The 24630-nt window shown below is 76.0% G+C and carries 19 protein-coding genes, 1 tRNA gene and 1 pseudogene; 3 read left to right on the forward strand and 18 right to left on the reverse strand.

Annotated features, from left to right (window positions below; genetic code table 11):
- The first annotated feature begins 56 nt into the window (after nucleotides 1-56).
- Both P9841_RS06180 and P9841_RS06185 read left to right on the forward strand, forming a co-directional pair.
- Nucleotides 57-518 carry a MarR family winged helix-turn-helix transcriptional regulator gene (locus tag P9841_RS06180; RefSeq protein WP_283321880.1) on the forward strand — a complete coding sequence of 154 codons (462 nt, stop codon included), beginning with the start codon at nucleotides 57-59 and terminating at the stop codon, nucleotides 516-518.
- A 171-nt stretch (nucleotides 519-689) separates the two neighbouring features.
- Complete coding sequence (locus P9841_RS06185) at nucleotides 690-1601, forward strand: siderophore-interacting protein (RefSeq protein ID WP_283321157.1); 912 nt, start codon at nucleotides 690-692, stop codon at nucleotides 1599-1601.
- Between the two features lie 55 nt (nucleotides 1602-1656).
- On the opposite strand, the gene P9841_RS06190 is transcribed toward P9841_RS06185, so the two are convergent.
- The 17 genes from P9841_RS06190 to mfd form a co-directional block, all read right to left on the reverse strand.
- Nucleotides 1657-1935, reverse strand: coding sequence for a sulfurtransferase TusA family protein (locus P9841_RS06190; protein WP_283321158.1), 279 nt, complete (start codon nucleotides 1933-1935; stop codon nucleotides 1657-1659).
- 40 nt (nucleotides 1936-1975) lie between these two features.
- A complete protein-coding gene (locus P9841_RS06195; protein ID WP_283321159.1) occupies nucleotides 1976-2377 on the reverse strand; it encodes a DUF6766 family protein in 402 nt (133 codons plus the stop codon).
- A gap of 113 nt (nucleotides 2378-2490) precedes the next feature.
- The gene (locus tag P9841_RS06200; protein WP_283321160.1) at nucleotides 2491-3201 is read right to left on the reverse strand and encodes an ANTAR domain-containing protein; all 711 of its coding nucleotides are present in this window, start codon (nucleotides 3199-3201) and stop codon (nucleotides 2491-2493) included.
- A gap of 175 nt (nucleotides 3202-3376) precedes the next feature.
- Nucleotides 3377-3450, reverse strand: a tRNA-Leu gene (locus P9841_RS06205).
- 119 nt (nucleotides 3451-3569) lie between these two features.
- Nucleotides 3570-5096 carry an MDR family MFS transporter gene (locus P9841_RS06210; RefSeq protein ID WP_283321161.1) on the reverse strand — a complete coding sequence of 509 codons (1527 nt, stop codon included), beginning with the start codon at nucleotides 5094-5096 and terminating at the stop codon, nucleotides 3570-3572.
- Nucleotides 5097-5600: 504 nt separating this feature from the next.
- Nucleotides 5601-7067 (reverse strand): NAD(P)/FAD-dependent oxidoreductase, encoded by a 1467-nt coding sequence (locus P9841_RS06215; protein ID WP_283321162.1) that lies wholly within the window; start codon nucleotides 7065-7067, stop codon nucleotides 5601-5603.
- 80 nt (nucleotides 7068-7147) lie between these two features.
- Complete coding sequence (locus tag P9841_RS06220; RefSeq protein WP_283321163.1) at nucleotides 7148-8314, reverse strand: HAAS signaling domain-containing protein; 1167 nt, start codon at nucleotides 8312-8314, stop codon at nucleotides 7148-7150.
- Nucleotides 8311-8637 (reverse strand): PadR family transcriptional regulator, encoded by a 327-nt coding sequence (locus P9841_RS06225; RefSeq protein WP_222171552.1) that lies wholly within the window; start codon nucleotides 8635-8637, stop codon nucleotides 8311-8313. Before P9841_RS06225 ends, P9841_RS06220 begins: the two co-directional genes overlap by 4 nt.
- Before the next feature lie 253 nt (nucleotides 8638-8890).
- Nucleotides 8891-9862, reverse strand: a complete 972-nt coding sequence (locus P9841_RS06230) for a Ppx/GppA phosphatase family protein (RefSeq protein WP_283321164.1) — start codon at nucleotides 9860-9862, stop codon at nucleotides 8891-8893.
- Nucleotides 9863-9903: 41 nt separating this feature from the next.
- Nucleotides 9904-10413, reverse strand: a complete 510-nt coding sequence (locus P9841_RS06235; RefSeq protein WP_283321881.1) for a DUF501 domain-containing protein — start codon at nucleotides 10411-10413, stop codon at nucleotides 9904-9906.
- Between the two features lie 95 nt (nucleotides 10414-10508).
- Nucleotides 10509-11252, reverse strand: a complete 744-nt coding sequence (locus tag P9841_RS06240) for a septum formation initiator family protein (RefSeq protein ID WP_283321165.1) — start codon at nucleotides 11250-11252, stop codon at nucleotides 10509-10511.
- A gap of 471 nt (nucleotides 11253-11723) precedes the next feature.
- Complete coding sequence (gene eno / locus P9841_RS06245) at nucleotides 11724-13004, reverse strand: phosphopyruvate hydratase (protein ID WP_283321166.1); 1281 nt, start codon at nucleotides 13002-13004, stop codon at nucleotides 11724-11726.
- A gap of 156 nt (nucleotides 13005-13160) precedes the next feature.
- A complete protein-coding gene (pntB, locus tag P9841_RS06250; RefSeq protein ID WP_283321168.1) occupies nucleotides 13161-14546 on the reverse strand; it encodes a Re/Si-specific NAD(P)(+) transhydrogenase subunit beta in 1386 nt (461 codons plus the stop codon).
- A 1-nt stretch (nucleotide 14547) separates the two neighbouring features.
- Nucleotides 14548-16110 carry a Re/Si-specific NAD(P)(+) transhydrogenase subunit alpha gene (locus P9841_RS06255; protein ID WP_283321169.1) on the reverse strand — a complete coding sequence of 521 codons (1563 nt, stop codon included), beginning with the start codon at nucleotides 16108-16110 and terminating at the stop codon, nucleotides 14548-14550.
- 170 nt (nucleotides 16111-16280) lie between these two features.
- Nucleotides 16281-17012, reverse strand: coding sequence for a MazG family protein (locus P9841_RS06260; RefSeq protein WP_283321170.1), 732 nt, complete (start codon nucleotides 17010-17012; stop codon nucleotides 16281-16283).
- A complete protein-coding gene (locus P9841_RS06265) occupies nucleotides 17009-17560 on the reverse strand; it encodes a SurA N-terminal domain-containing protein (protein WP_283321171.1) in 552 nt (183 codons plus the stop codon). The genes P9841_RS06260 and P9841_RS06265 overlap by 4 nt, the downstream gene beginning before the upstream one ends.
- A gap of 121 nt (nucleotides 17561-17681) precedes the next feature.
- On the reverse strand, nucleotides 17682-21335 hold the full coding sequence (mfd, locus tag P9841_RS06270) for a transcription-repair coupling factor (RefSeq protein WP_283321173.1): 3654 nt from the start codon (nucleotides 21333-21335) through the stop codon (nucleotides 17682-17684).
- Nucleotides 21336-21643: 308 nt separating this feature from the next.
- Between mfd and P9841_RS06275 the strand changes: the two genes are divergently transcribed.
- Nucleotides 21644-23308, forward strand: coding sequence for an acyltransferase family protein (locus P9841_RS06275; protein ID WP_283321174.1), 1665 nt, complete (start codon nucleotides 21644-21646; stop codon nucleotides 23306-23308).
- Between the two features lie 812 nt (nucleotides 23309-24120).
- Here P9841_RS06275 and P9841_RS19075 read toward each other — a convergent pair.
- Nucleotides 24121-24597, reverse strand: a pseudogene (locus P9841_RS19075) (hypothetical protein); the annotation flags it as partial.
- Nucleotides 24598-24630: the final 33 nt, after the last annotated feature.

The raw sequence follows: 24630 nt of genomic DNA on the forward strand, positions 1-24630 counted from the left end.
GGCCACAGCACCGCGTGGCAGACTGCCGACGCCGACGACGAGGACCCGAGGTGACCATGGAGCAGCCCGCCGACGCGGTGCGCACGATCGAGGCCCAGGTGGCGATGCTGCTGCGCCTCGCAGACCGGACCCGCCGGGCCGGGGCGCGCGCCCGCGGCGAGATCGAGCGGTCCGCGTACCTCGTGCTCTCCGTCCTGGCCGTCGAGGGCACCGCCAGCGTCAACGCGATCGCCGACGCCCTGCGCCTCGACCCCTCGACCGTCACGCGCCAGGTGCTCGCGATGGAGCAGGCCGGGCAGGTCCGACGCACCGCCGACCCGGGCGACGGCCGCGTGACGCTGGTCGCCCCCACCGACGCCGGGCTCGAGGCCCTCGCGACGACGCGGGACGTCCGGGCGCGCGTGTACGCCGAGGTGCTCGACGGCTGGCCCGAGGACGACCGCGCGGAGCTGGCGCGGCTGCTGACCCGCCTCAACGCGGACATCGACACCTGGGGCCGGGCGCACCCGGCGCGCTGAGGGCGCACCGGCGGGCGGAGCCCGGACGCGGGCCCGGGCACGTGACCGGACACGGGCCGGGCACGTGACGGGGCCCCGCACCAGCACCTACGCTCGTCACCGGCGGTCGACACCCCGGGGCCGCCTCCCCCGGCGCCGCCCGGCGTCCGGCACCCCGACCGGAAGTGCCCCGTGACCTCTCCCGACCTCGCAGCCGCGCCCGCGGGCCCTCCCCGCAAGGGCCGCACCGCGCTGCGCGCCGTCGTGCTGCGCACCCAGCACCTCACGCCCGCGATGGTCCGCGTGACCCTGGGCGGACCGGGCCTCGCGGGCTTCCGGCCGTCCGCGGCCGCGGACTCCTACGTGAAGCTCGTGTTCCTGCCCGGCGTCGGCCGCACGGTCACCGGCGCGGACGCCCTCGCGCTGTGGACCACGCCCGAGGGCGTCGTCGACCTGGCGGCCGCCCGGGAGGCCCTGCCGCCCGAGCACCAGCCCCGCCTGCGCACGTACACGGTGCGGGCGTGGGACGACATGGAGCTCACGCTGACGCTCGACGTCGTCGTCCACGGCACCGCCGGCCTCGCGGGTCCGTGGGCCGCGACCGCCGCTCCCGGGGACGAGGTCGCGGTCGTCGGGCCGGGCGGCGGGTACAGCCCGGACCTGGGCGCCGACCACCACCTGCTCGTCGGCGACGCGTCCGCGCTGCCCGCCGTCGCGGTCGCGCTCGAGCGGCTCGGCGACGCCGCGTCCGGGCTCGCCGTGCTCGAGGTGGCCGACCGCGGCGAGGAGGTCGCGCTGCACGTGCCCGACGGCGTCGCGCTGCGCTGGGTGCACACCGGCGACGCCGCACCCGGCGCGCGCCTGGTGGAGGCCGTGCGCGAGCTGCCGTGGCCGGACGGCCGGGTGCACGCGTTCGTGCACGGGGAGGCCGGGGCGGTGCGCGACCTGCGGCGGTACCTGCGGGTCGAGCGCCGCCTGCCCGCCGCCGACCTGTCGATCTCCGGCTACTGGCGCCTGGGGACCGACGACGAGGGCTGGCGCGCCGCGAAGCGCGACTGGCTGCGGGGCATCGAGGAGTCGGAGTCGGCCGAGGGCCTCGACTGACCCCCCGCCGGCGCCCCGGGGCTCCCGCGGGGCCCCGGAGCCCGCGGGACCGCGGTCAGGCGCCCGGCGCCAGGTGCCACGGACGCGCCGGGTCCGTCGCCCGCGGGTCCGCGGCCAGCCGCACCGCGTAGGTCGCCGGCGGCGGGCCGTCCGGCACCGGCCCCAGGTACTCGTGCCCCGTGAGCCGGCACCACGCCGGCAGGTCGACCGGCGCGACCGGGTCGGACGTCGTCAGGTGCACGACCGTGCCGGCCGGCAGCTCGCGCGCGCGGTCGCGCAGCAGGACCAGGAGGCGGGCGCAGCCCAGGTCGCCGCCGTCGATGTGCACCGTCACGAGGCGTGACCGTACCAACACCCGCGGGCCGGCCGTGCCGTCAGCGCTGACCCTCCTGGCGCTCCGCATCCTGCTCCTCGCGGTACTCGAACTCCGCCGGGTCGATGCCGCGCTCCACCAGCAGGCGGTCGATCTTCGCCTCCAGCCGCTCGTCGCCCTCCTTCGACTGGGAGGAGCCCCAGTAGTAGAAGACGGCGAGCCCGGCGGCCTGCCACACGAGCTGGAGGAACTCGGACTGCCAGTTCTCGAACGTCGACGACAGGAACGCCGGGAAGAACTCCGGCCACGCGAACGCCTGCTGGTGCTCGGCCGCGTCGTTGCGGAACTCGACGAGCTGGAACGCGAACTGCCCCACCCACGAGAGCAGGAACAGCGTGCCGGTGACGATCGCGAACGAGTACGCGGTGAAGAACCGCGGGCGGTGAGCCCCGGGTCCGGCCACGTCGCACCTCCTTCTGCACCCGGGTCCCCGACGGACCCGGCGACTCCGCGAGTGTCATCCCGCGGGCCGGGCGGCGCACGGCGGCGGCGGTCAGCGGTCGGGCAGGCGGCGGCTCACGCCACGTCGCGCGGGGCGGGGACCACGCCCGGCGCCGGCACGGCCCCGGCGACCAGCCCGGCGGCCACCTCGCGGGCGTCCCGGTGGGTGGCCGCGTCCCGCAGGTACGCCAGCGCCTCGGCCGCGTCGCACCGGCGCTGCGCCATCACCACCCCGACCGCCCGGTCGATGAGCGGCTGGGACCGGCTGCACGCCAGCAGGTCGTCCATCGTGTGCGCGAGCGCGATCACCTCGTCGCGGGCCCGCACCACCGACGCGATGCCCTCCGCGATGCCCGCGGCCCGCTCCGCGACCTCGTCCCAGCGGGCCGGGCGGCGCCCGTACAGCGACAGGTGCACGGTCACGTCACGGTGGACCCCCGCGACCACCGCGGCCGACCGGAAGCCCTGCACCCGGCAGGCGTGCGCCCACACCGGCCACCGCCTCTGCACGTCGGGGTCCGCCAGGTCCGGCAGCAGCACCGGGTCCCCGGTCAGCCGCACCTGGTACCGCGGGCCCCGGCGCGGCCGGTCCTGCGCGCCGTCGCAGCGGGCCGCGCCGACCGAGGACGCCGCCAGCCAGCGGTCCACTCCCCGCACCGTCGCGGCGGCGCAGGCGTGCGCGTCCACCGCCCCGGCGGTGCGACCCGCCTGGTCGGTGAGCGTCTGGATGAGTGCGTCCAGCGAGGCGTCGGCGTGCAGCCGGACAGCCTCGTCGTGACCGGGCATCGGGTCCCCCCGCGAGCTCGCGCCGGCCTGCGCGCCGCTGCACAGGGGGTCAGGATGGCGCTCTCCGGCGCGGTGCGCCACCGGAGGGCGCCGCCGGATCCCGGCTGCACGCCCCGGCGGCCGTCCGGGCTTGCGTCGGCACGAGGACACCGGGGGCTCCGGATCGAGGTCGAGGTGCCCCCGGCGGGGGTCGAACCCGCACTGTGCCGGGTTTAAGCCGGCTGCCTCTGCCGGTTGGGCTACGGGGGCCGGGGCCATCCTGCCACCCACGCCGGACGTCCGGACCCGCGGGGAGGGACGGGCGCGGGTGCACGAGGACGGAACGGGCCCGGGGCGTCGTCGGACGCGCCCGGGCCCTCCTCCGCGGCTCAGTGCACCGCAGGCCGTTCCCCGGCCGGCGGCCGGCGCACCAGCAGCGACGCCCCGACCGCGACGACCGACACGACGCCGCCCCACAGGAACGCGTCCTGCACGCCGGCCGTCGTCGCGTCGAGCACGTCCGCGCCCGCCGCGAGCCGCCCGGCCGTGGTGGTGGACAGCACCGTGATGAACAGCGCGGTGCCCGCGGCGCCCGCGAGCTGCTGGACGGTGTTGACGATCGCGCTGCCGTGCCCGTACAGCTCGCGCGGCAGGGTGCCGAGCGCGGACGTGAACAGCGGCGTGATCATGAACGCGAGCCCGGCGGACAGCAGCGTGTGCACCGCGACGACGGCCGCCGCCGAGGTCCCCGGGTGCAGCGTCGACATCAGCCACAGCGCGGCGCTGAGCGCGACGGCGCCCGGCGTGACGAGCGGACGCGGCCCGAACCGGTCGAACAGCCGCCCCACGAGCGGGGACAGCGCACCCATGACGACGCCGCCGGGCAGCAGCAGGAGCCCGGTCTGGAGGGTGCCGCGGCCCAGCACGCCCTGCAGGAAGATCGGCAGCACGATGAGCGCGCCGAACATCGCCATGAACGAGATGACCAGCACGAGGGTCGACACCGTGTAGGAGCGGTGCGTGAAGACGCGCAGGTCGAGCAGCGCGCCCGTCGTCCGCTGCAGGGCGAGCTGCCGCCGGACGAACACGGCGAGCGCCACCACCCCGACGGTCAGCGGGATCCAGGGTGCGACCGGCGCGTGGCCGCCCGCCGACTCCCCGATGCTCGACAGCCCGAAGATCAGCGCGCCGAAGCCCACGGCGGACAGCGCCAGCGAGACGACGTCGAGGCGGGCGTCCCGCGGGGTCGTCACGTCGCGGACCCGCCACACCCCGAGGCCCAGCGCGACGAGCGCGATCGGCAGCATCACGAGGAACACCCACCGCCAGGACAGCTGCGACAGCACCAGGCCGGACATCGTCGGGCCGACCGCGGGCGCCACGGAGATGACGATGGAGATCGTGCCCATGACGCGGCCGCGGATCGCCGGCGGCACCAGCGTCAGCACCGTCGTCATCAGCAGCGGGATCATCACCGCGGTCCCGCTCGCCTGCACCACGCGGCCGGCCAGCAGCACGCCGAACCCGGGCGCCACCGCGGCGATCGTCGTGCCGGCGGTGAACAGCGACATGGCCGCGACGAACACCTGCCGGGTGCGGAACCGGTCCATGACCCAGCCGGTCGCGGGGATGACCACGGCCATCGTCAGCATGAACCCGGTGGTCAGCCACTGGCCCGTCGCCGCGGAGACGCCGAGCTCCTCCATGAGCACCGGCAGGGCGACGCCCATCGCGGTCTCGTTGAGGATGACGACGAAGCCGGCGACCAGCAGCAGCGCGATGACGGTGCGGTCGGCCGGGTCGAGCCGCACCGGCGCTGGCGCGGCCTGCGGCTCGGCGGGCGCGGGCGGCTGGTCCGCGGCTCCGCGCGGCGCGGGCGGAGGAGACGGCGGCAGGGTGCCGGTGCGAGCAGTCATGGGTCTCCCTCGGTCGGGTGGTCGTCCACCTGGGGGTGCAGGGGCCGCTCGCGGGCGCGGGGGCGCCGGGCGCAGGGCAGCGGTACGTCGTCGACCTGGAACCCCCGCCGGGGGACGGGCATTCCGGGTGTCCGCCGGTCGGACGCCGGCGACTGCGCCATGGTGCCACCCGGCACCGACACGGACGCCAGCGATTTCCGCCCCCGGGCCCCCGTCGACCCCGCGCCCGGTCGCCCCTCGGCCCTCGGCCCTCGGCACTCGGCCCTCGGCACTCGGCCCTGGGCACGACACCGCCCGCCCACGGCCCCGTTCGGAGGCTCCCGACGTGGTCGGAGACCTCCACGCGTCATCGGAGGTGTCCGGGGAGGTCTCCGATGACGCGCAGAGGTCTCCGTACGCGTTCGGAGCCTCCGACGGGGTCGGTGGGCGGGCGGGGGGCGGCGGACGGCGGGTGGTGCGGTGGCTGCGCCGGCGGCCGCGGGGGCCGGGGGCGGGGTTGGCCCGTCAGGCCGTGGCGCCTGCCGTGGGCTTCGGCTCGGCGGCGGGCTTCGCCTCCGTGCTCGCGACCGGGCTGTGGTCCTCGGCGGCGGGCTCGGCCTTCGGGCGGGGCGGGACCGACGCGGCGCGGAACTCCGCGCGCGGGTCGTGCAGCGAGCCGAGCGGCACGACCTCGCGGCGCCACAGCAGGTTCGCGGTCCAGCCGGCCATGATGCTGAGCTTGCGGTTCAGCGTCGGCATGGCGAACACGTGGTACGTGCGGTGCATGACCCACGCGAGGAACCCGCGGACCTTGATGCGGCCCATGAACTGCGCGACGCCCTTGTACATGCCGAGCGACGCGACGGCGCCGATGTTCTTGTGCTTGTAGTCGGTCGGCTCCGCGCTGCGCAGCACCCGGGCGAGGTTGTCCGCGAGGTGCGTGGCCTGCCGGATGGCGTGCTGGGCGTTCGGCGGGCAGAACTGGCCGGGCTGGGTCAGGTCCGGCACGGCGGCGCAGTCGCCGGCCGCGTAGGCGTCCGCCACGATGTTCCCGTCGGCGTCGGCGACCTGGAGCGTCGGCAGGGTGATGACGCGGCCGAGCTTGTCGAGCGGCAGGTCCGAGTTCTGCAGCACCGGGTTCGCCTTGACGCCCGCGGTCCACACGATGGTCTCGGAGTCGAACTCCGTGCCGTCGGACAGCACCACGTGGCCGTCGACGCACGAGCTGAGGAACGTCGACAGGAACACCTCGATGCGGCGCTTGCGGAGCTGCTCGAGCGTGTAGCCGCCCAGCTCCTCGGACACCTCGGGGAGGATCCGGCGCGAGCCCTCGACGAGCACGAACCGCAGGTCCTCCTGGTCGAGCGAGCGGTACTGCTTGACCGCGTCGCGCGCCATGTCCTCGACCTCGGCGATGGCCTCGACGCCCGCGAAGCCGCCGCCCACGAACGTGAACGTGAGCATCCGCCGGCGCAGCTCCGGGTCCCAGGTGGACGACGCCAGGTCGATCCGCCCGAGCACGTGGTTGCGGACGGCGATGGCCTCCTCGACGTTCTTGAAGCCGATGGCCTGCTCCGCGAGCCCGGGGATGGGCAGCGTGCGGGCGACCGACCCGAGGCCGACGATGAGGTGGTCGTAGGTGATCCAGTACGGGTCGCCCTCCTCGGGCGTGACCTCGACGGTGCGCTCGGCGTGCTTGATCGCCGAGACCTTGCCCTGGAGCACGTCGATGCCCTTGAGGGCGCGCCGGTGCGGCGCCACCACGTGGCGGGCGTCGATCGACCCGGCCGCGGCCTCCGGGAGGAAGGGGGCGTAGGTCATGTAGGGACGCGGGTCGACCACGACGATCGCGGCCTCCCGGTTCCCGAGACGCCGGCGCAGCCGCCGGGCGGAGTACAGCCCCACGGAACCGCCGCCGAGGATGAGGATGCGCGGCACCTTGCGGGGCTTCCCCGACGCGCGCGCGGGGGTCGTGACGGTGGCCTCAGACATACGTCAACGGTACGTCCCATGACTTGTTGAAAGCGACCCGACCCCACGTGATCCTGGGCACAAAGTCCCGGGAGGACCCGTCACGGTGTGGCGGTGGCCCCCGGCTCGGGGCTCGCCGACGGCTCCGACCCGGGACGTTCGTCCTGGCCGGCGGGCTCCTCGCCGGCGGACTCCTCCGTGGTGGTCGTCCCGTCGTCGACGATCGCCGGGGCCTTGGCGAACGGCCGCGGCGGCTGCTGCGGCTCGGTCGTCAGCAGCCCCTCGGTCGTGGTCTCCGAACCGTCACCGCGCTCCCAGGCGAACTCCGCCGACGGTGCGCCGCGCAGCGGGTAGACGTTCCACCGCTCGCGACCGTCCTCGTCCTGCACGGGCAGGAACGACCACTCCCCCGCGACCCCCGGCAGCGACCACCAGCCCCAGCCGCCGTCGGTGACCGTGCGCACGGGCCTGCCGCGGTCGTCGTACACCTGCACGTCGGTCAGCGCGTCGCCTTCGGCGTCGTAGACGAACAGGTTGCTGACCTGCATCCCGTCCACCCACACGCCGTCCTGCGGCTGGGTCTCGACGTACTCCGTCGAGTACCGCACCCGGGTGACCTCCCAGTCGCTCGCGACGGCGACCACCGGCACCAGGAGGACCGCCGCGGCAGCCGACACCACGACGGGGACCACCCGCCCGCGCCGCGGCACCCAGCGCCCGCGACCCCACTGCACGCTCACGACCGCCAGCACCGCGAGCACCAGCATCGTCACGGGGTTGCGCGGCAGCCAGCCCTGGGTGAAGCCGAACACGAACGCGATCGCCTGGTACACGACCCACGCGCGCGCGAGCCACCACACCGGGCGCAGCGAGACGAGGAAGTCGCGCAGGGGCGGCCACCACGGCTGCGCGCCCAGCTCGGACCCCATCCGCGCGAGGCCGAGCCGCAGCCGGGCCCACGCGCGCCGGGCGGGCGACCGGAGGTCGGGCACCGCGTCCGCCGGCTCCGGCAGCCCGGCCGCCAGGCGCAGCTCGCGCGCGTAGTCCCGCGGGTCCCCGAAGCGCACCCGCAGGTCGGCCGCGTCGCCCCCGGGAGCAGCCTGCGACTCGTCGGCCAGCGCGTCCGCCAGGTCGGCCTCGAGCCCGTCGGTCAGGTCGTCGACCTGGTCCTGCGGCAGCCCCGTCAGGTGGGCGCGGACCCGGGCGGCGTACTCCCCGACGTCCTGCACCGGCCCGGACGCGGGCGCGGCGTGGGCGGTCCCGGTCACGCTGCCTCCTCCTCGAGCAGGCGGGACATCGTGCCCGCGAACTCGCGCCAGTCCTTGCGCTGGGCGGCGAGCATCGCCCTGCCCTGCGCGTTGATCCCGTAGTACTTGCGGTGCGGCCCCTCGTCGCTCGGCACCACGTAGGACGTCAGCGCGCCCTGGGAGTACAGGCGCCGCAGCGTCCCGTAGACGGAGGCGTCGCCCACCTCGGCGAGGCCCGCGGACCGCAGCCGGCGGACGACGTCGTAGCCGTAGCCGTCCTCGTCCGCGACCACGGCCAGCACCGCGACGTCGAGCACCCCCTTGAGCAGCTGGGTCGTGTCCACCGCGCCTCCCGCATCACCGCCGGCCCTGCGGCCGGTCCGTCCGTCCCGGGGTGCGGCGCCCCCTGTCCGCCGCACCCCGGGCTGCTGGCGCGGGAGTCGACCCTCCTCGACTCCCGCAGGTCACACGGTACTACAGTTCGCGCAGTACCGGGCAGAAACGGATAGTCCGCATGTCGCAGCACGTGCGACGCGGACGGCCCCGGCGGGACGCCAGGCCGGGCGGTCAGCCCCGGCGGGACGCCAGGCCGGGCGGTCAGCCCCGGCGGGACGCCAGCCGCTCGGCGACGCTCCAGGCGATGCCGTCGAGGATGTCGTGCTCCGAGGTGACGACCTCGGTGAGCTCGCCGCCGGCGGCCGCGACCTCGGCACGGACCCGCTGCACGACCTCGCGCCACACCAGGGCGCCGGCGCCGATGACGTCCACCCGGCCGGGGTGCATGAACCCCAGCGCCGCGCGCGACGCCCGGTCCCGTGCGAGCAGGTCGTCGCAGGCCGCGACCACGGCGTCGACCGGGAGCACGGAGCCGTCGATCGCCGCGGGGTCGTACGCGGGCAGGCCCAGCGCGTGCGCGGTGACGGTGGTGACGGACCCGGCGAGCCCCACGAGGGTGGCGGTGCGACCGAACGGCACCTCTGCCGCCGCCACGTCGAGCGCCGCGCGGACGTCGCGGACCGCGGCCCCGACCTCGTCCGCCGCGGGCGGGTCCGACCGCAGGTGGCGCTCGGTGATGCGCACGCAGCCGACGTCCATCGAGTACGCGGCCTCCGGGGCGCCGTCCCCCAGCACCACCTCGGTGGAGCCGCCGCCGAGGTCGACCACCAGGTACGGCGCGTCGTGCCGCGCACCCAGCACCCCGGTCGCGCCCCGGAACGAGAGCGCGGCCTCCTCGACGCCGCCGATGACCTCCGGCTCGACGCCGAGCGCCTCGCGCACACCCGCGACGAACTCGTCGCGGTTCTCCGCGTCGCGCGACGCGCTGGTCGCGACGAACCGGACCGCCTCGACGCCGAGGCCCGCGCACACCTGCGCGTAGCGGCGGGTGGCGTCCAGGGTCCGCGCGAGCGCCTCCGGTGCGATGCGTCCCGTGCGGTCGACGCCCTGCCCGAGCCGCACGACCTCCATGCGGCGGTCGAGGTCCACGAGAGTCCCCGCGGACGGGTCGACGTCGGCCACCAGGAGCCGGATGGAGTTGGTCCCGCAGTCGATGGCAGCCACACGCGTCACGCGTGCCATCCTCCCATCCCCCGGCGGGTGCGCCCGGCGGCTCAGCAGGTGCAGCGGTCCGGCCGCCACACGTCGCGCAGCATCAGCAGGACCTCGTCGCCGACCGGGTTCACACCGGGACCGGCCGCCAGGGCGTGCCCCACGACCACGTGCAGGCACTTCACCCGCGTCGGCATCCCCCCGGCGGAGACCCCCGCGATCTCCGGCACGTCGCCGAGCGCCGCCCGGTCCGCCAGGTACGCCTCGTGGGCGGCCCGGTACGCCGCACCCAGCTCCGGCTCGCTCTGGACCCGGGCCGTCAGCTCCTTCATCAGGCCGCCGGCCTCGAGCGTGCTGACCGCACCGACGGCGGGCGGGCACGTCAGGTAGTACGTCGTCGGGAACGGGGTGCCGTCGTCCAGCCGGGGCGCGGTGCGCACCACCAGCGGCCGTCCGCACGCGCACCGGGCGGCGACCCCCACCACGCCGCGCGCCGGCCGGCCGAGCTGCTCCCGCAGCACCGCGAGGTCGGCGTCGGTCACGTCGGGCGCGTCGTGCCGGGCGCGCGGCACCTCGGCGGGGTCGGGCAGGGCGCCCACGGTGGTCGGGGGCAGGTCGGTCACGGCGTTCCTCGGGTCGGGCTGGTCGGCGGCGGTCGGGGCAGACCTCAGGGCGTCGGCTCCGCGTCGGGGGCGCCGTCGCCCGGGCTCGGGGTCCCGTCGGCCGGCGCCGACCCATTGTCCCCCGCCTCCGGGTCCTGCGCGGACCCGCCGGCCTCACCGGTCCCGGCGACACCCGCGACCTGCACGGAGTCCCAGAGCCGCGCGTACCAGGGCCGCGTCGGGTCGTCGGAGTCCGCCGAGGTCGCGGGCCCGGCCGGCGCCTCGTCCGCGGGCTGCTCCTCCGGCACGACCTCCGGGTCCGCCACGCGCAGCGCCCGCTCCCCCGGCATCACGAACGCCAGCCGCGACCGGGCCTGCGCCTCCACGTACGCCGGGTCCGACCAGCGGTCCAGCTCCGCCTGCAGGTCGTCGTTCGCCTGCTCGGCGGCGGCGACCTCGGCGCGGAGCTGCTCCAGCTGCACCTGCTGGTCGAGGTACTGCCGCAACGTCGGGAAGACCAGCACGAACGCGATCGAGAGCACGACGAGCATCACCAGCGCGCGGACGGTGAACAGCCGCGGCAGCCGCTGCTGGACGGTCTCGGCGCGGGGACCCCGGCGGTCGGCGCCGCCCGTGCGCGCGCCCGGGCGGGAGCTGCTGGGGCGACCCGCCGCGGGGCGTGGCGGCGCGGAGCGCGCGCGGGACGCCGTGGGACGCGGGGCCGCGGGACGCGGGACGGACTGCTGCGGCACGCCCGGGCGGGGGCTGCCCGCGGTGCCGACGGTGCCGGGCGCGGGTGAGCGCGGCACGGCCGCGGTGCTGGGCGCCCCCGGGGTCCGGGCCGGCGTGCGCGGCGCCGTCGCGGGACGGGGCTTCCCGGTGCGGCTCGCGCCGGCAGCTCCCCTGCCCGCAGCCCCTCTCGCCGGCGCGGGTGCCTGCCCGCGGGCGGCGTCGGTGCGGCGCGCCGCCTCGCGGCTCACGTCGTCCCCGGCCCCGGTGCGGGGCGCGGCGGGACGACGAGGGGCGGGCATGGACCCGATTGTGCCCCGCCCGGCCCCGCCCGCCCCGCAGGTGGCCCGGCCGTGTCCGCCGCCACGCACACGATCCGCACATCCCCCGACCCCGCGAGGTCGGCACGTCCAGGCGAGGTCGGCAGCTCCAGGTGCCGACCTCGCACCGGGACTGCCGACCTCGCGGACCAGGAGGGGGCGACGGGGGTGGACGCGCCGGAGGCCGGCAGCCCCGTCAGGGCTGCCGGCCTCCGGTGTGAGCGTGAGGGCTCAGGCCTTCCAGCGCGGGAAGGCCGACGCGCCGGCGTAGCGGCCGGCGTCGTCCAGCTCCTCCTCGATGCGGAGCAGCTGGTTGTACTTGTTGATGCGCTCGCCGCGCGCCGGGGCGCCGGTCTTGATCTGGCCGGCGTTGGTCGCGACGGACAGGTCGGCGATGGTGACGTCCTCGGTCTCGCCGGAGCGGTGCGAGGTCATCGTCGTGAAGCCGTTGCGCTGGGCCAGGGTGACGGCGTCCAGCGTCTCGGTCAGGGTGCCGATCTGGTTCAGCTTGACCAGGAGGGCGTTCGCGGCCTTGAGCTCGATGCCCTTGGCCAGGCGCTCCGGGTTGGTGACGAACAGGTCGTCGCCGACGATCTGCACCTTGTCGCCGACCTTGACCATGAGCTCGGCCCAGGAGTCCCACTCGTCCTCGGACAGCGGGTCCTCGATGGAGACCAGCGGGTAGTCGGCGACGAGGCCCTCGTAGAACGCGACCATCTCGGCCGGCGTGGTGGCCTTGCCCTCGAACTGGTACGCGCCGTCCTTGAAGAACTCGGTGGAGGCGACGTCCAGGGCCAGCGCGACGTCCTTGCCCGGCACGAAGCCGGCCTTCTCGATCGCGACGAGGATGAGGTCGAGCGCGGCGCGGTTCGACTCGAGGTTCGGCGCGAAGCCGCCCTCGTCGCCGAGACCGGTCGACAGGCCCTTGCTCTTCAGCACGGACTTCAGCGAGTGGTAGACCTCGGCGCCGGTGCGCAGGGCCTCGCGGAAGGTCGGCGCGCCGATCGGGGCGACCATGAACTCCTGGATGTCGACGTTGGAGTCGGCGTGCGACCCACCGTTGAGGATGTTCATCATCGGGACGGGCAGCACGTGGGCGTTCGGGCCGCCGACGTAGCGGAACAGCGGCAGGTCGGCCGAGTCGGCCGCGGCCTTCGCGACGGCGAGCGAGACGCCGAGGATCGCGTTGGCGCCGAGCTTGCCCTTGTTCGGGGTGCCGTCGAGGTCGATCAGGGCCTGGTCGACCAGGCGCTGCTCGGTGGCCTCGAAGCCGATGAGCTCCGGGGCGATCTCGTCGATGACGGCGTTGACCGCGTCCTCGACGCCCTTGCCCAGGTAGCGGGACTTGTCGCCGTCACGGCGCTCGACGGCCTCGAAGGCACCGGTCGAGGCACCCGAGGGCACACCGGCACGGGCGATCGTGCCGTCGTCGAGAGCGACCTCGACCTCGACAGTGGGGTTGCCGCGCGAGTCCAGGATCTCGCGGGCGCCGACGGCCTCGATGCTGGCCATACGTGCTCCTTCGACAGTTCGGGTGGGGATGCGTCCTCAGCCTAGTGCCGTCCGCCGCGTGCGTCGGTGGGACCTTCGGCGAGCGGCCGGTGAACACGCGACGACGGGCCCCGGGCGGCCGTGGCGGCCGGGCCCGGGACCCGTCGTGCGGGGGCGTCAGAGCGCGGCGACGATGCGCTCCACCTGGTCCTTCGCGTCGCCGAACAGCATGGCGGTGTTCTCGCGGAAGAACAGCGGGTTCTGCACGCCGGCGTACCCGGTGGCCATCGACCGCTTGAACACGATCACCTGCTTGGCGTGCCAGACCTCGAGCACCGGCATCCCGGCGATCGGCGAGCCCGGGTCCTCGAGGGCCGCGGGGTTCACCGTGTCGTTCGCGCCGATGACGAGCACCACGTCGGTGTCCGCCAGGTCGTCGTTGATCTCGTCCATCTCGAGCACGATGTCGTACGGCACCTTGGCCTCGGCGAGCAGCACGTTCATGTGCCCGGGCAGGCGGCCGGCGACGGGGTGCACGCCGAACTTCACGTCGACGCCGGAGGCCCGCAGCCGCGCGACGAGGTCCGCGACCGGGTACTGCGCCTTGGCCACGGCCATCCCGTAGCCGGGGGTGATGACGACCGAGCCGGCGTTCTTGAGCAGCTCGGCGACCTCGGCCGCCTGGATCTCGCGGTGCTCGCCGTAGTCCTGCGCGGACGCGCTCACCGTGCCGCCCTCGGCGCCGAAGCCGCCCAGGATCACGCTGATGAACGAGCGGTTCATCGCGCGGCACATGATGTACGACAGGATCGCACCGGAGGACCCGACGAGAGCGCCGGTGACGATGAGCAGGTTGTTGCTCAGCATGAAGCCGGCGGCCGCCGCGGCCCACCCGGAGTACGAGTTGAGCATCGACACCACGACGGGCATGTCGCCGCCGCCGATCGCGGCGACCAGGTGCCACCCGAGCGCCAGCGCGACGACCGTCATGCCGACCAGCGGCACGAGCGACGGGCTCGCCAGGAACCACGCCATGAGGCCGCCGGAGACGACGAGCGCGCCGAGGTTCAGCCAGTTGCGGCCCGGCAGCGTCAGCGGGGCGGACTTCATCTTCGCCGACAGCTTGAGGTACGCGACGACGGACCCGGTGAAGGTCACGGCACCGATGAGCACGCCGAGGAACACCTCGACCAGGTGCACGGCGTCCGCGTGCGTCTCGGTCAGGTAGGAGTTGAAGCCGACGAGCACGGCCGCGATGCCGACGAACGAGTGCAGCATCGCGATCATCTCGGGCATCTGCGTCATCTCGACGCTGCGCGCCCGCCACGTGCCGACGGCGATGCCGATGACGAGCACGAGGGCGATGAGCAGCAGCGTGACCAGCGGGCTGCGCTCGGACTGGTCGAGGCTGAGCACGACGGTGGCGGCGAGGGCGAGGCCCATGCCGACCATGCCGAGCAGGTTGCCGCGCCGGGCGGTCTCCTGCTTGGACAGCCCCGCGAGGCTCAGGACGAACAGGACGGCGGCGACGAGGTACACGCCCTGGACAGCGGAGGTGAGCATCTCAGGCCTCCTCCTTCCGGAACATCCCGATCATGCGGTAGGCCACGAGGAAGCCACCGAAGATGTTGATGGAGGCGACGCTCGCCGCCGCGAACGCGAGCGCCGACACCACCCAGTCGTCGCTGCCGATCTGCAGCAGGGCGCCGACGAGGATGATCCCGGAGATGGCGTTCGTCTGGGCCATCAGCGGGGTGTGCAGCGAGTGGCTGACGTTGGAGATGACGTAGTAGCCGACGAACACCGCGAGCACGAACACGGTGAAGTGCCCGAGGAACGCGGCCGGCGAGAACGTGATCGCCAGCGCGAGCAGCACGGCGCCGAGCGCGAGCCCGACCATCTGCCGCCGGCCCTTGCGCGCCGCGGCCTCGCGGGCGAGCCGGGCCTTCTCGGCCGGGTCGACCGGCGCGACGGCGGGCACCGCGTCCGCGGCGGGCGCCGCGGAGACCTGCACCGGCGGGGGCGGCCACATCACCTCCCCGGCCCTCGTCACGGTCATGCCGCGCTGCACGACGTCGTCCACGTCGAGCACCAGCGCGCCGTCCTTGCCCGGCGTGAGGAGCTTGAGCAGGTTCACCACGTTGGTGCCGAAGAGCTGCGAGGTGTGCCGCGCCATCCGGCTGGTGAGGTCGGTGTACCCGAGGATCGTCACGCCGTTCGCGGTGACGACCTTCTCCCCCGGGACGGTGAGCTCGCAGTTGCCGCCGCCGGACGCCGCCAGGTCGACGATCACGCTGCCCGGCCGCATCGCGGCGACCATCTCGGCGCTGATCGTGCGGGGCGCGGTGCCGCGCACGAGGGCCGTCGTGACGACGATGTCCGCCTTGGCCGTCTCCGCCGCGTACATCTCCGCGGTGAGCCGCTCCTGCTCCTCGGTCAGCGCGCTCGCGTAGCCGTCGGCGCTGACCTCCTGCTGGGCGGCCTCGGCCTGGACGAACGTCGCGCCCATGGACTCGATCTGCTCGCCGACCTCCGGGCGCACGTCGTAGGCGCGCACCTGGGCGCCGAGGCTGCCGGCGGCGCCGATGGCCGCGAGCCCCGCGACGCCGGCTCCGATCACGAACACCGTGGCCGGGCGCGTCTTGCCCGCGGCGGTCACCTGGCCGGTGAACATCCCGCCGAACTCCTCGGCGGCCTCGATGACGGCGCGGTAGCCGGCGACGTTGGACATGGTGCTCAGGACGTCGAGCGCCTGCGCGCGCGAGATGCGCGGGACCGCGTCGAGGGCCAGGGCCGAGACGCCACGGGCCGCGAGGGACGCCACGAGCTCGGGGTGGGCGGCCGGGGCCATCATCGACACCAGCGTGGCGCCGGGGGTCAGGGCGGCGATCTCGGCGTCACCCGGGGCGTTCACGGCGGTGACCACGTCGCTGGCCCAGACCTCGGCGGCGTCGGCGAGGGCCGCGCCGGCCTCGGCGTAGGCCGCGTCGGGGAAGCTCGCCGCGGCACCCGCGCCGTGCTCGACCACCACCTCGTACCCGAGCTTCGCGAGCTGGGCGACGGTGGCGGGCGTCGCGGCGACCAGGCGCTCGCCGGGCCGGCTCTCCTTCGGGACGCCGATCCTCATCGACCCCTCCTCATCCGTGGACGCGCACCCGGGGGTGCGCTGGACCGGCCGCGCGGGGGCGTGGCCGCGACCATCCTGCCCAGCCCGGGGGCGGGGCGTGCCGGACCTTCGGCCCGGCAACCGCTTTCCTGCTGCTGGGGGCGGTGTGACAAACCTCGCGGCGGGCCCGGTCAGTCCGCCTGCTGGACGCCCGCGGCCTCCGCGGCCCGCAGCCGGGCCTCCCACGCCGCCGTCGCGCGCCGCAGCTCGCCCTCCGCGTCGAGCCCCTCGCGGCGGGCCTCCTGCACCAGCGCCAGCAGCCGCGCGCCGAGGTCGGCGCCGTCGGCGGTCCCGTCCCCGGTCGCACCGGCGGCCGTGTCGAGGCCCGCGCGGGCCGCACGCGAGGCGACCTTCTGCGCCCGGGCCAGCGCGCCCATCGCCAGCGGGACGCCGTCGAGCACCGACTCGCGCTGCTTCTCGACCCGCTTGATGCGCTCCCACTGCCGGTGCACGCCGTCGGCGCCGTCGACCTCCGCGCCCGCGAAGACGTGCGGGTGCCGGCGGACCAGCTTCGCGACGAGGTCCGCCGCGACGTCGTCGACGTCGAACGGGTCGTCCGGGTCCTCCTGCGCGATGCGGGCGTGGAAGACCACCTGCAGCAGCAGGTCCCCCAGCTCCTCGCGCAGGTTCGCCCGGTCGCCGCGCTCCACGGCCTCGGCGACCTCGTAGGCCTCCTCCAGCACGTACGGCACCAGCGACGCGTGCGTCTGCTCGGCGTCCCACGGGCAGCCGCCCGGCGAGCGCAGCCGGTCCATGACGGCGACGAGCCGGCGCAGCGGGTCCCCGGCCCCGGCGTCGCCCCCGGCACCCGGGTGCCCGTCGCCGGGCCCGCCCGGCCGCGAGGTGCCGGGCGCGGCGGTCACGGCGTCGCGTCCGCCGCGGCGTCCTGGGCGACGAGCCACGGGTAGGTGGTGGACCCGATCGTGCCCTCGTCGGTCCGCGTGCCGTAGCGCGGGTTGATCGTGAAGTCGAGCGACGACAGGTCCTCCTGGAGCGCCGTCAGCCGCGCGTCGGCGTCCGAGGCGCCCTGGAGCGCCTGCAGCGAGAGCACGTAGCGCATCACGTCGACGGCGGGCTCGGAGAACTCGCGGTCCTCGGTGCCGCCGGCCGCGGCGACCTGCTGCTGGAGCGCCTCGCCCGCCTGCTCCGGCGACACGCCCACGCCCGCGTCCTTCGCCGCACCCACGACGAGCGGCTCCTGCACGAGGACGCCCACGATCGCGGACTGCGTCACGCCCTGGAGCACGTCGGCGAGCTCGCGCGTGGCGCTGTCGACGTCGGCCGCCGACACGACGCGGTCACCGACCACCGCCGCCGCGCCGGGCTGACCCCCGCTACACGCGGCGAGCGCCGCCACCAGCGCCGCGGCGCCCGTCACCGTCAGCAACCGCCTGCTGGACCTCCGCGTCACCGCACGCTCACCTTGCCTTCTCCTGGTCGCACCCTCGCCCGACCGGGCCATCGTAGAGGCCGCGCCTGGCAGCCCGGGACGCCACGCGCGCGGACGGCCCCGGGCGGCCCGGGCGCGCCGGTCAGCGCCCGGCCGTGCCGACACCCGCCGCCGCGGCCACGTCCCCGAGCACCACCGCGTCGATGAGCTGGCGCGCCCAGGTCAGCACCGCCTCGCCGTGCAGCGGCTTGCCGCCGATGCGCGCGGTCGTCGGGAACGGCACCAGCACCGTGCGCAGGGCCGGCTTGAGCACCGAGCCCGGGTAGAGGCGCTTGAGCCGCAGCTGCGCGGACTCCGGCAGCTCCACCGGCGCGAACCGCACGAACCTGCCCTGCGCGGTGACGTCGCTCAGGCCGGCCGCGCGGGCGTGCAGCCGGAACCGCGCGACCGCGAAGAGGTTCGTCACCGGCTCGGGGATCGGGCCGTACCGGTCCACCAGCTCCTCGGAGATCTCCGTCAGCGCCGCCTCGTCGGCCGCCGCCGCGAGCTTGCGGTACGCCTCGAGCCGCAGCCGCTCGTGCGCGATGTAGTCGTGCGGGATGTGCGCGTCCACCGGCAGCTCCACGGTGACGTCCGGCAGCTCCTCCGGCTGGTCGCCGCGGTAGGACGCCACGGCCTCGCCGACCATGCGGATGTACAGGTCGAACCCGACGCCCTCGATGTGGCCCGACTGCTCGCCGCCCAGCAGGTTGCCCGCGCCGCGGATCTCGAGGTCCTTCATCGCCACGGCCATGCCCGCGCCGAGGTCCGTGTTCGCGGCGATCGTCGCGAGCCGGTCGTGGGCGGTCTCCGTCAGGGGCTTCTCCGGCGGGTACAGGAAGTACGCGTACGCGCGCTCGCGCCCGCGGCCCACGCGCCCGCGGAGCTGGTGGAGCTGCGACAGCCCGAGCCGGTCGGCGCGCTCCAGGATGAGGGTGTTCGCGTTGGAGATGTCCAGGCCGGTCTCGACGATCGTCGTGCAGACCAGGACGTCGAACCTCTTCTCCCAGAAGTCGACGATCACCTGCTCGAGCTGGTGCTCGTTCATCTTCCCGTGCGCGACGGCGACGCGGGCCTCCGGGACGAGCTCGTTCAGCCGGGACGCCGTGCGCTCGATGGACTCGACCTTGTTGTGGACGTAGAACACCTGGCCCTCGCGCAGCAGCTCGCGGCGGACGGCGGCGGCGATCTGCTTCTCCTCGTACGCGCCGACGAAGGTCAGCACCGGGTGGCGCTCCTCCGGCGGCGTGGCGAGCGTCGACATCTCGCGGATGCCCGTGACCGCCATCTCCAGGGTCCGCGGGATCGGGGTCGCGGACATCGCGAGCACGTCGACGTTGGTCCGCAGGGCCTTGAGCGTCTCCTTGTGCTCGACGCCGAAGCGCTGCTCCTCGTCGATGACGACCAGGCCGAGGTCCTTGAACCGGATCTCGCCGGTGATGAGCCGGTGCGTGCCGATCACGATGTCGACCGAGCCGTCGCGCAGGCCGTCGACGACCGCCTCGGACTCCGCCTTCGTCTGGAACCGCGACAGCGCCTTGACCGTCACCGGGAAGCCCGCGTACCGCTCGGTGAACGTGTCGAGGTGCTGCTGGACCAGCAGCGTGGTGGGCACGAGCACCGCCACCTGCTTGCCGTCCTGCACGGCCTTGAACGCCGCGCGCACCGCGATCTCCGTCTTGCCGTAGCCGACGTCGCCGCAGATCAGCCGGTCCATGGGGATCGGCTTCTCCATGTCCTGCTTGACCTCGTCGATCGTCGCGAGCTGGTCCGGGGTCTCCACGTACGCGAACGCGTCCTCCAGCTCGCGCTGCCACGGGGTGTCCGGGCCGAACGCGTGGCCCGGGGTCGCCATGCGGGCGCTGTAGAGCCGGATGAGCTCCCCGGCGATCTCCTTGACCGCCTTGCGGGCGCGCCCCTTGGTCTTCGCCCAGTCGGAGCCGCCCATCTTGTTGAGGCTCGGGGCCTCGCCGCCGACGTACTTGGTCACCTGGTCGAGCTGGTCGGTCGGCACGAACAGCCGGTCCCCCGGCTGGCCCCGCTTCGACGACGCGTACTCGATGACCATGTACTCGCGGGTCGCCGCGGCCGCGCCCGAGCCGATGGTCCGGGACACCAGCTCGACGAACCGGCCGACGCCGTGCTGCTCGTGCACGACGAAGTCGCCGGGCCGCAGCTGCAGCGGGTCGACGACGTTGCGCCGGCGGCTGGGCATGCGGCGCATGTCGCGCGTGCTCGCCCCGGGGCGGCCGGTGAGGTCGGACTCGGAGAACACCGCCAGGCGCAGCCCCTCGGCCACGAAGCCGGGGCCGACCTGCGCCGGGGTGACCAGCACGACGCCGCCCTCGGGCTCGGCCTCGAGCGCCGGCACCAGGCGCGCGGGGACGTCGGCGGCGCGCAGCTGCTCCGTCATGCGCTGCGCGGGGCCGTGCCCCTCGGTCGCCAGGACCAGGCGCCAGCCGTCCTGCTGGAGCCGCCGCACGTCCGCGACGGCGCGGTCGACCTCGCCGCGGTAGCGCTCGACGTCGCGGGCGGCGACGACGAGCGTCTCGACGCCGTCCGCGGCGCGCAGCCCGTCCGGGTCCCCCTCCGCGGCGTCGGCGTCGAGCGTGAACGGGCTGAGGGTCCACCAGCCGAGCCCGCGCACGGCGGCGAGCGCCCGGACCTCCGCGAACGAGGCGAACGACGCGGCGGACAGGTCCAGCGGCGTCGCCGCACCGGCCGCGGCCGACGTCCACGCCGCCTGGAGGAACTCCTCCGTGGTGGCGACCAGGTCGTGCGCCCGCCGGCGGACGCGCTCGGGGTCGGCCAGCACGAGCAGCGCGTCGTCGGGCACCAGGTCGAGCACCGGGACCATGCGGTCCACCAGGGCGGGGGCGAGCGACTCCATCCCCTCGACGGCGATGCCCTGGGCGAGCTTGTCGAGCATGTCCACGGCACCCGGCAGCCGCTCGACGAGGGAGGCGGCGCGCTCGCGCACGTCGTCGGTCAGCAGGATCTCCCGGCAGGGCGGTGCCCACAGCCCGTGGTCCGCGATCTCGAGGCTGCGCTGGTCGGCGACGGAGAACCAGCGGATCTCCTCGACCGTGTCGCCCCACAGCTCGATGCGCAGCGGGTGGTCCTCGGTCGGCGGGAACACGTCGAGGATGCCGCCGCGGACCGCGAACTCGCCGCGGCGCTCCACCATGTCGACCCGGCTGTACGCCGCCGCGACGAGCCGCTCGGCGACGTCGGTGAGGTCGGCGCGGTCGCCGGGCGCCAGCGCGACGGGCTCGAGCTCGCCCAGGCCGTCGACGACGGGCTGCAGCAGCGCGCGCACCGGCATCACGAGCACCCGGATCGCCCCCGCGTGGCCGGGCTCCGGCTCGGGGTGCGCCAGCCGGCGGAACACCGCGAGCCGCCGGGCCACGGTGTCGGCCCGCGGGGACAGCCGCTCGTGCGGCAGCGTCTCCCAGGACGGCAGCACGGCCACGTCGTCGTCGGGCAGGTAGCAGCGCAGCGCGGCTGCCGTCTCGTCGGCGTCGCGCCCGGTCGCCGTCACGACGACGAGGGGCCGGCCGGCCGCCGAGCGGGGGCGGTCCGACGGCGGCACCGCCTCGCCGGCCGTCGCGCGGGCGCCGGCGAGGGCGGCGAGCAGCGGCGGCCGCACGCCGGCCGGCCCCACGACGTCGACCGCGCCGCGGGCGGGCACCAGCTCGACGGCGCGCGCCACCGCGGGGTCGGTGAGCAGGACGGGCAGCAGACCGGCGACGTTCATGGGTTCCTTCCGCCACGGGGGCGCACAGCACGAGAACCCCGGATCCAGGGGATCCGGGGTGGGTGCACCACTCTACGAGCGCCCACCGACAGGCTCACCCGGGAGCAGATCCTTGACACGATCTCACCCAGTTTGTCCTAATTTGCCCAGGAGGTTTCGCCTTCAACGGACCCGGTCGGGCAGGACCCGGTTCACCAGCCCGGCCCGCCGGGCCCGCCGACGGCGTGCACCCACCCGCGCCGCACCCGCCCCCGGGCCCGCCCGGGACAGCACCGGCCACCCCTGCCGCCGACCCACCGGGAGACGACATGACGGGAACCGCACCCGCGCCCGGCGCGCCACCGGCGGCACCCCCGGCCCCCGCCGGTCCGGCACCGGCCGCGCCCGACGGCGCCGCCACGCTGCTGCCCGTGCTGTGGAGCCTCAACGGCCTGCGGGCCGTCGGCGCGCTGCTCGTGATGCTGTACCACATCAACTCCTGGAACCTGCAGGTGGTGCGCGGCTCCAGCGCCGGGTTCACGGGGGTCGGGCTGTTCTTCGTCCTGTCCGGGTTCGTCCTGACGTGGACCGCCCGGCCCGGCACCACCGTCGGCACGTTCTACCGCCGGCGGCTCGCGCGCATCCTCCCGAACCACGTCGTCACCTGGCTGCTCGGCCTCGCGATCGCCGTGGTCCTGCTGGAGCAGGTGCTCGACCCCACCACCGCGCTGGTCGGCCTGCTGCTGCTGCAGGCCTGGTCGCCGGACGCCCAACTCGTCTTCGCGGTCAACGGCGTCACGTGGTCGCTGTCGTGCGAGATCGCGTTCTACGTGGCGTTCCCGCTGCTGCTGTGGGGCCTGCGGCGCCTGCGCCCCCGCACCCGCACGGCCGTCGCGGTCGGCGCGCTGGCCGTCCCCCCGCTCGTGGGCGTGCTGTGGCCCGCGACGATCCCGCTGCTGTTCCACCTGCCGCCGGCGCGGCTCCCGGAGTTCGTGCTCGGCATGGTCACCGCGATGGCGGTGCAGGAGGGGTGGCGGCCCCGGGTACCCGCACCGGTGCTGCTCGGCCTGCTCGCCGTGGGCATCCTCGGCGCGGCCGCCGTCACCGTGCACCCCACGGTGCTGACCGCCGCGCTCGCCGTCGTCTTCGCGCCGCTGGCCGCCCGCTGCGCGTGGGGCGACATCCACGGCGGCAACCGCTGGGCGCGGCACCCCGCTGTCGTCGTCGCGGGGGCGCTGTCGTTCTCCTTCTACCTGCTGCACGAGCTCGTCATCAAGATGGTGCTCGTGACCCCGCTGCGCGGGCCTGGGACGATCCCGCTGGTGCTCGTCGTGTCCGCCGCGCTGGCGTTCGGCCTGTACCGCGGCGTCGAGATCCCCGTGCGCGCCCGGCTGCTCGCCGGCTCGCGGCAGCCGCGGCCCTCGCTCGCCGAGCTCGGCGCCGCCGCCCACTCGCCCGCGGAGCGTCGCCCGCGGCACTCGCGCCCCCGCTCCGCGGCGTGGTCGTTCCCCGTGCCCGCCACGGCAGGTCCGGCGGTCGCGCTCGCCGTCGCGGCACCGCCCGCGGGCGCTGCGGCGCTCGGCTCGGCGGTCGGCCACGGCGCAGGGGGCTCGTCGGTCGGCCTTGCCGCACCGGGCTCGGCCGTCGGACCCACCGCACCGGGCCCGGCCGCCCCGGGTCCGGACACCGGTCCGGCCGCCACCTCGGCGACCCTCGGCGGGTTCGGGACGCCCGCAGCGCCGGGTGGGTCCACCGCACCGGCGGCACCGGCCGCGTCCATCCCCCCGGTCCCCTCCGCCGACGACGCCCGGTGGGCGGGCCCCCCGTCGCCCGGCGCACCCGGCTGGCGCCCTCCCGCCGCGCCGCGCACGCCTCCGCCCGTGCCGGTGCGCGTGCGGCCGTGGGCACCGCCGCCGCCCCCCGGCCCGGTGTCGTCTCCCGGTTCCGCCGCGTCGACGGGCGCCGCCCCGGCCGACGACGCGCCCCTGCTCTGACGGGCGCACCCGGCGGGGTCGTCCCGCTGCGGGGCTCGCCGGGACGGGCGGCGCGCGTCAGGACGCCGTGCGGTCCGGCAGCGCGGCCGGGGCAGCGCGCCCGCCGCGTCCGCGGCCCCAGAAGTCGCCCGCCGTCCCGCGGGGCCCGCGGGCGGGGACGACCGGCACGACCCGCGGGACGACCGGCCCCGGCCGGGCCTCCTCGGCGCGGGCCGGGGGCGCGTGACCAGGGCGACCGGGGACGCCGCCCGGGGCGCACCGGCGCCGCCGGGCACGTCGCCGGCGGCGGACCGCGGCGCGACACGGTCGGGCGCACGCCGCAGCCGCAGCAGCGCCGTCGCGCGGGCGCGGGCCGCGCGGGCGGGCAGCAGGCGCTCAGCCGGCGCACGCCGGGCGGTGAGCAGCAGCACCGCGAGGCCGTGCCGCACGACGGCGACCACCGCGGGGAGCAGCGCGGGTGCGCCGCGGCCGAGGTGCCGCGCCACGTAGGCGTCGACCCGGCCGCGGGTCCGGGCACGGGCCGCGACCGACCGCCGGCCCGCGCGGGCGGGGTCGCGTGCGAGGAGCACCGGCTGCCCGGCGACCGGCGCCTCGCGGAAGCCCGCCCCCACGGCGTCGCGGCGGAACACGACGGCCGCGCCCTCCTCGTCCGCCCGCAGCCCCTCGTCGAACCCGACCGACTCCAGCACCGCCCGCGTCGCCGCGCCGGCGGCGGCCGGCCAGGCACCCGGCGGCGGCGGGTCGGCCACCACGCCCAGCAGGCGGTCCGCGCGCGCGGCGGACGGCGCGCGACCCGGGGGGTGGACGGCGCCCGCGACGAGGTCGGCCCGCCCGGCGCGCAGCGGCGCCGTCAGCGCGGACACCCAGGCGGCGGGGACCCGCACCTCCGCCAACGTGAAGAGCAGGTACCGCCCCCGGGAGGCCGCGACGCCGAGGTTGCGGGCCCGCGCGGGCCCCACGCCGGGCGCGGCGACGACCCGGACCCGACGGTCCATGCCCAGGCCCGGCGGCAGCGCGGCGACGTCCCCGACGACCAGCACGACCTCGCCGCCGAGGCGGTGGCCCCGCAGCCGCACCGCGGGCGCGACCGCACCGGCGCCTGCGGATCCGTCGGGTCCGCGGGCCGCGACGTCGAGCGACGCGAGCACGCCCCGCAGCGTCTCCGGGAGACCCGGCTCCGCGCCGCGGGCCACGACCACCACGGAGACGTCGACGCGCCCCGGCACGGCTTCGGGCACGCTCACCTCCGGCGGCACGGCTCCCGGCACGGGCACCGGGGATGGGCTCATACCCTCCCAAACCGGACAGGCGCGGTCGAGGCG

This window comes from Cellulomonas sp. ES6 (assembly GCF_030053835.1).
Classification (GTDB): domain Bacteria; phylum Actinomycetota; class Actinomycetes; order Actinomycetales; family Cellulomonadaceae; genus Cellulomonas.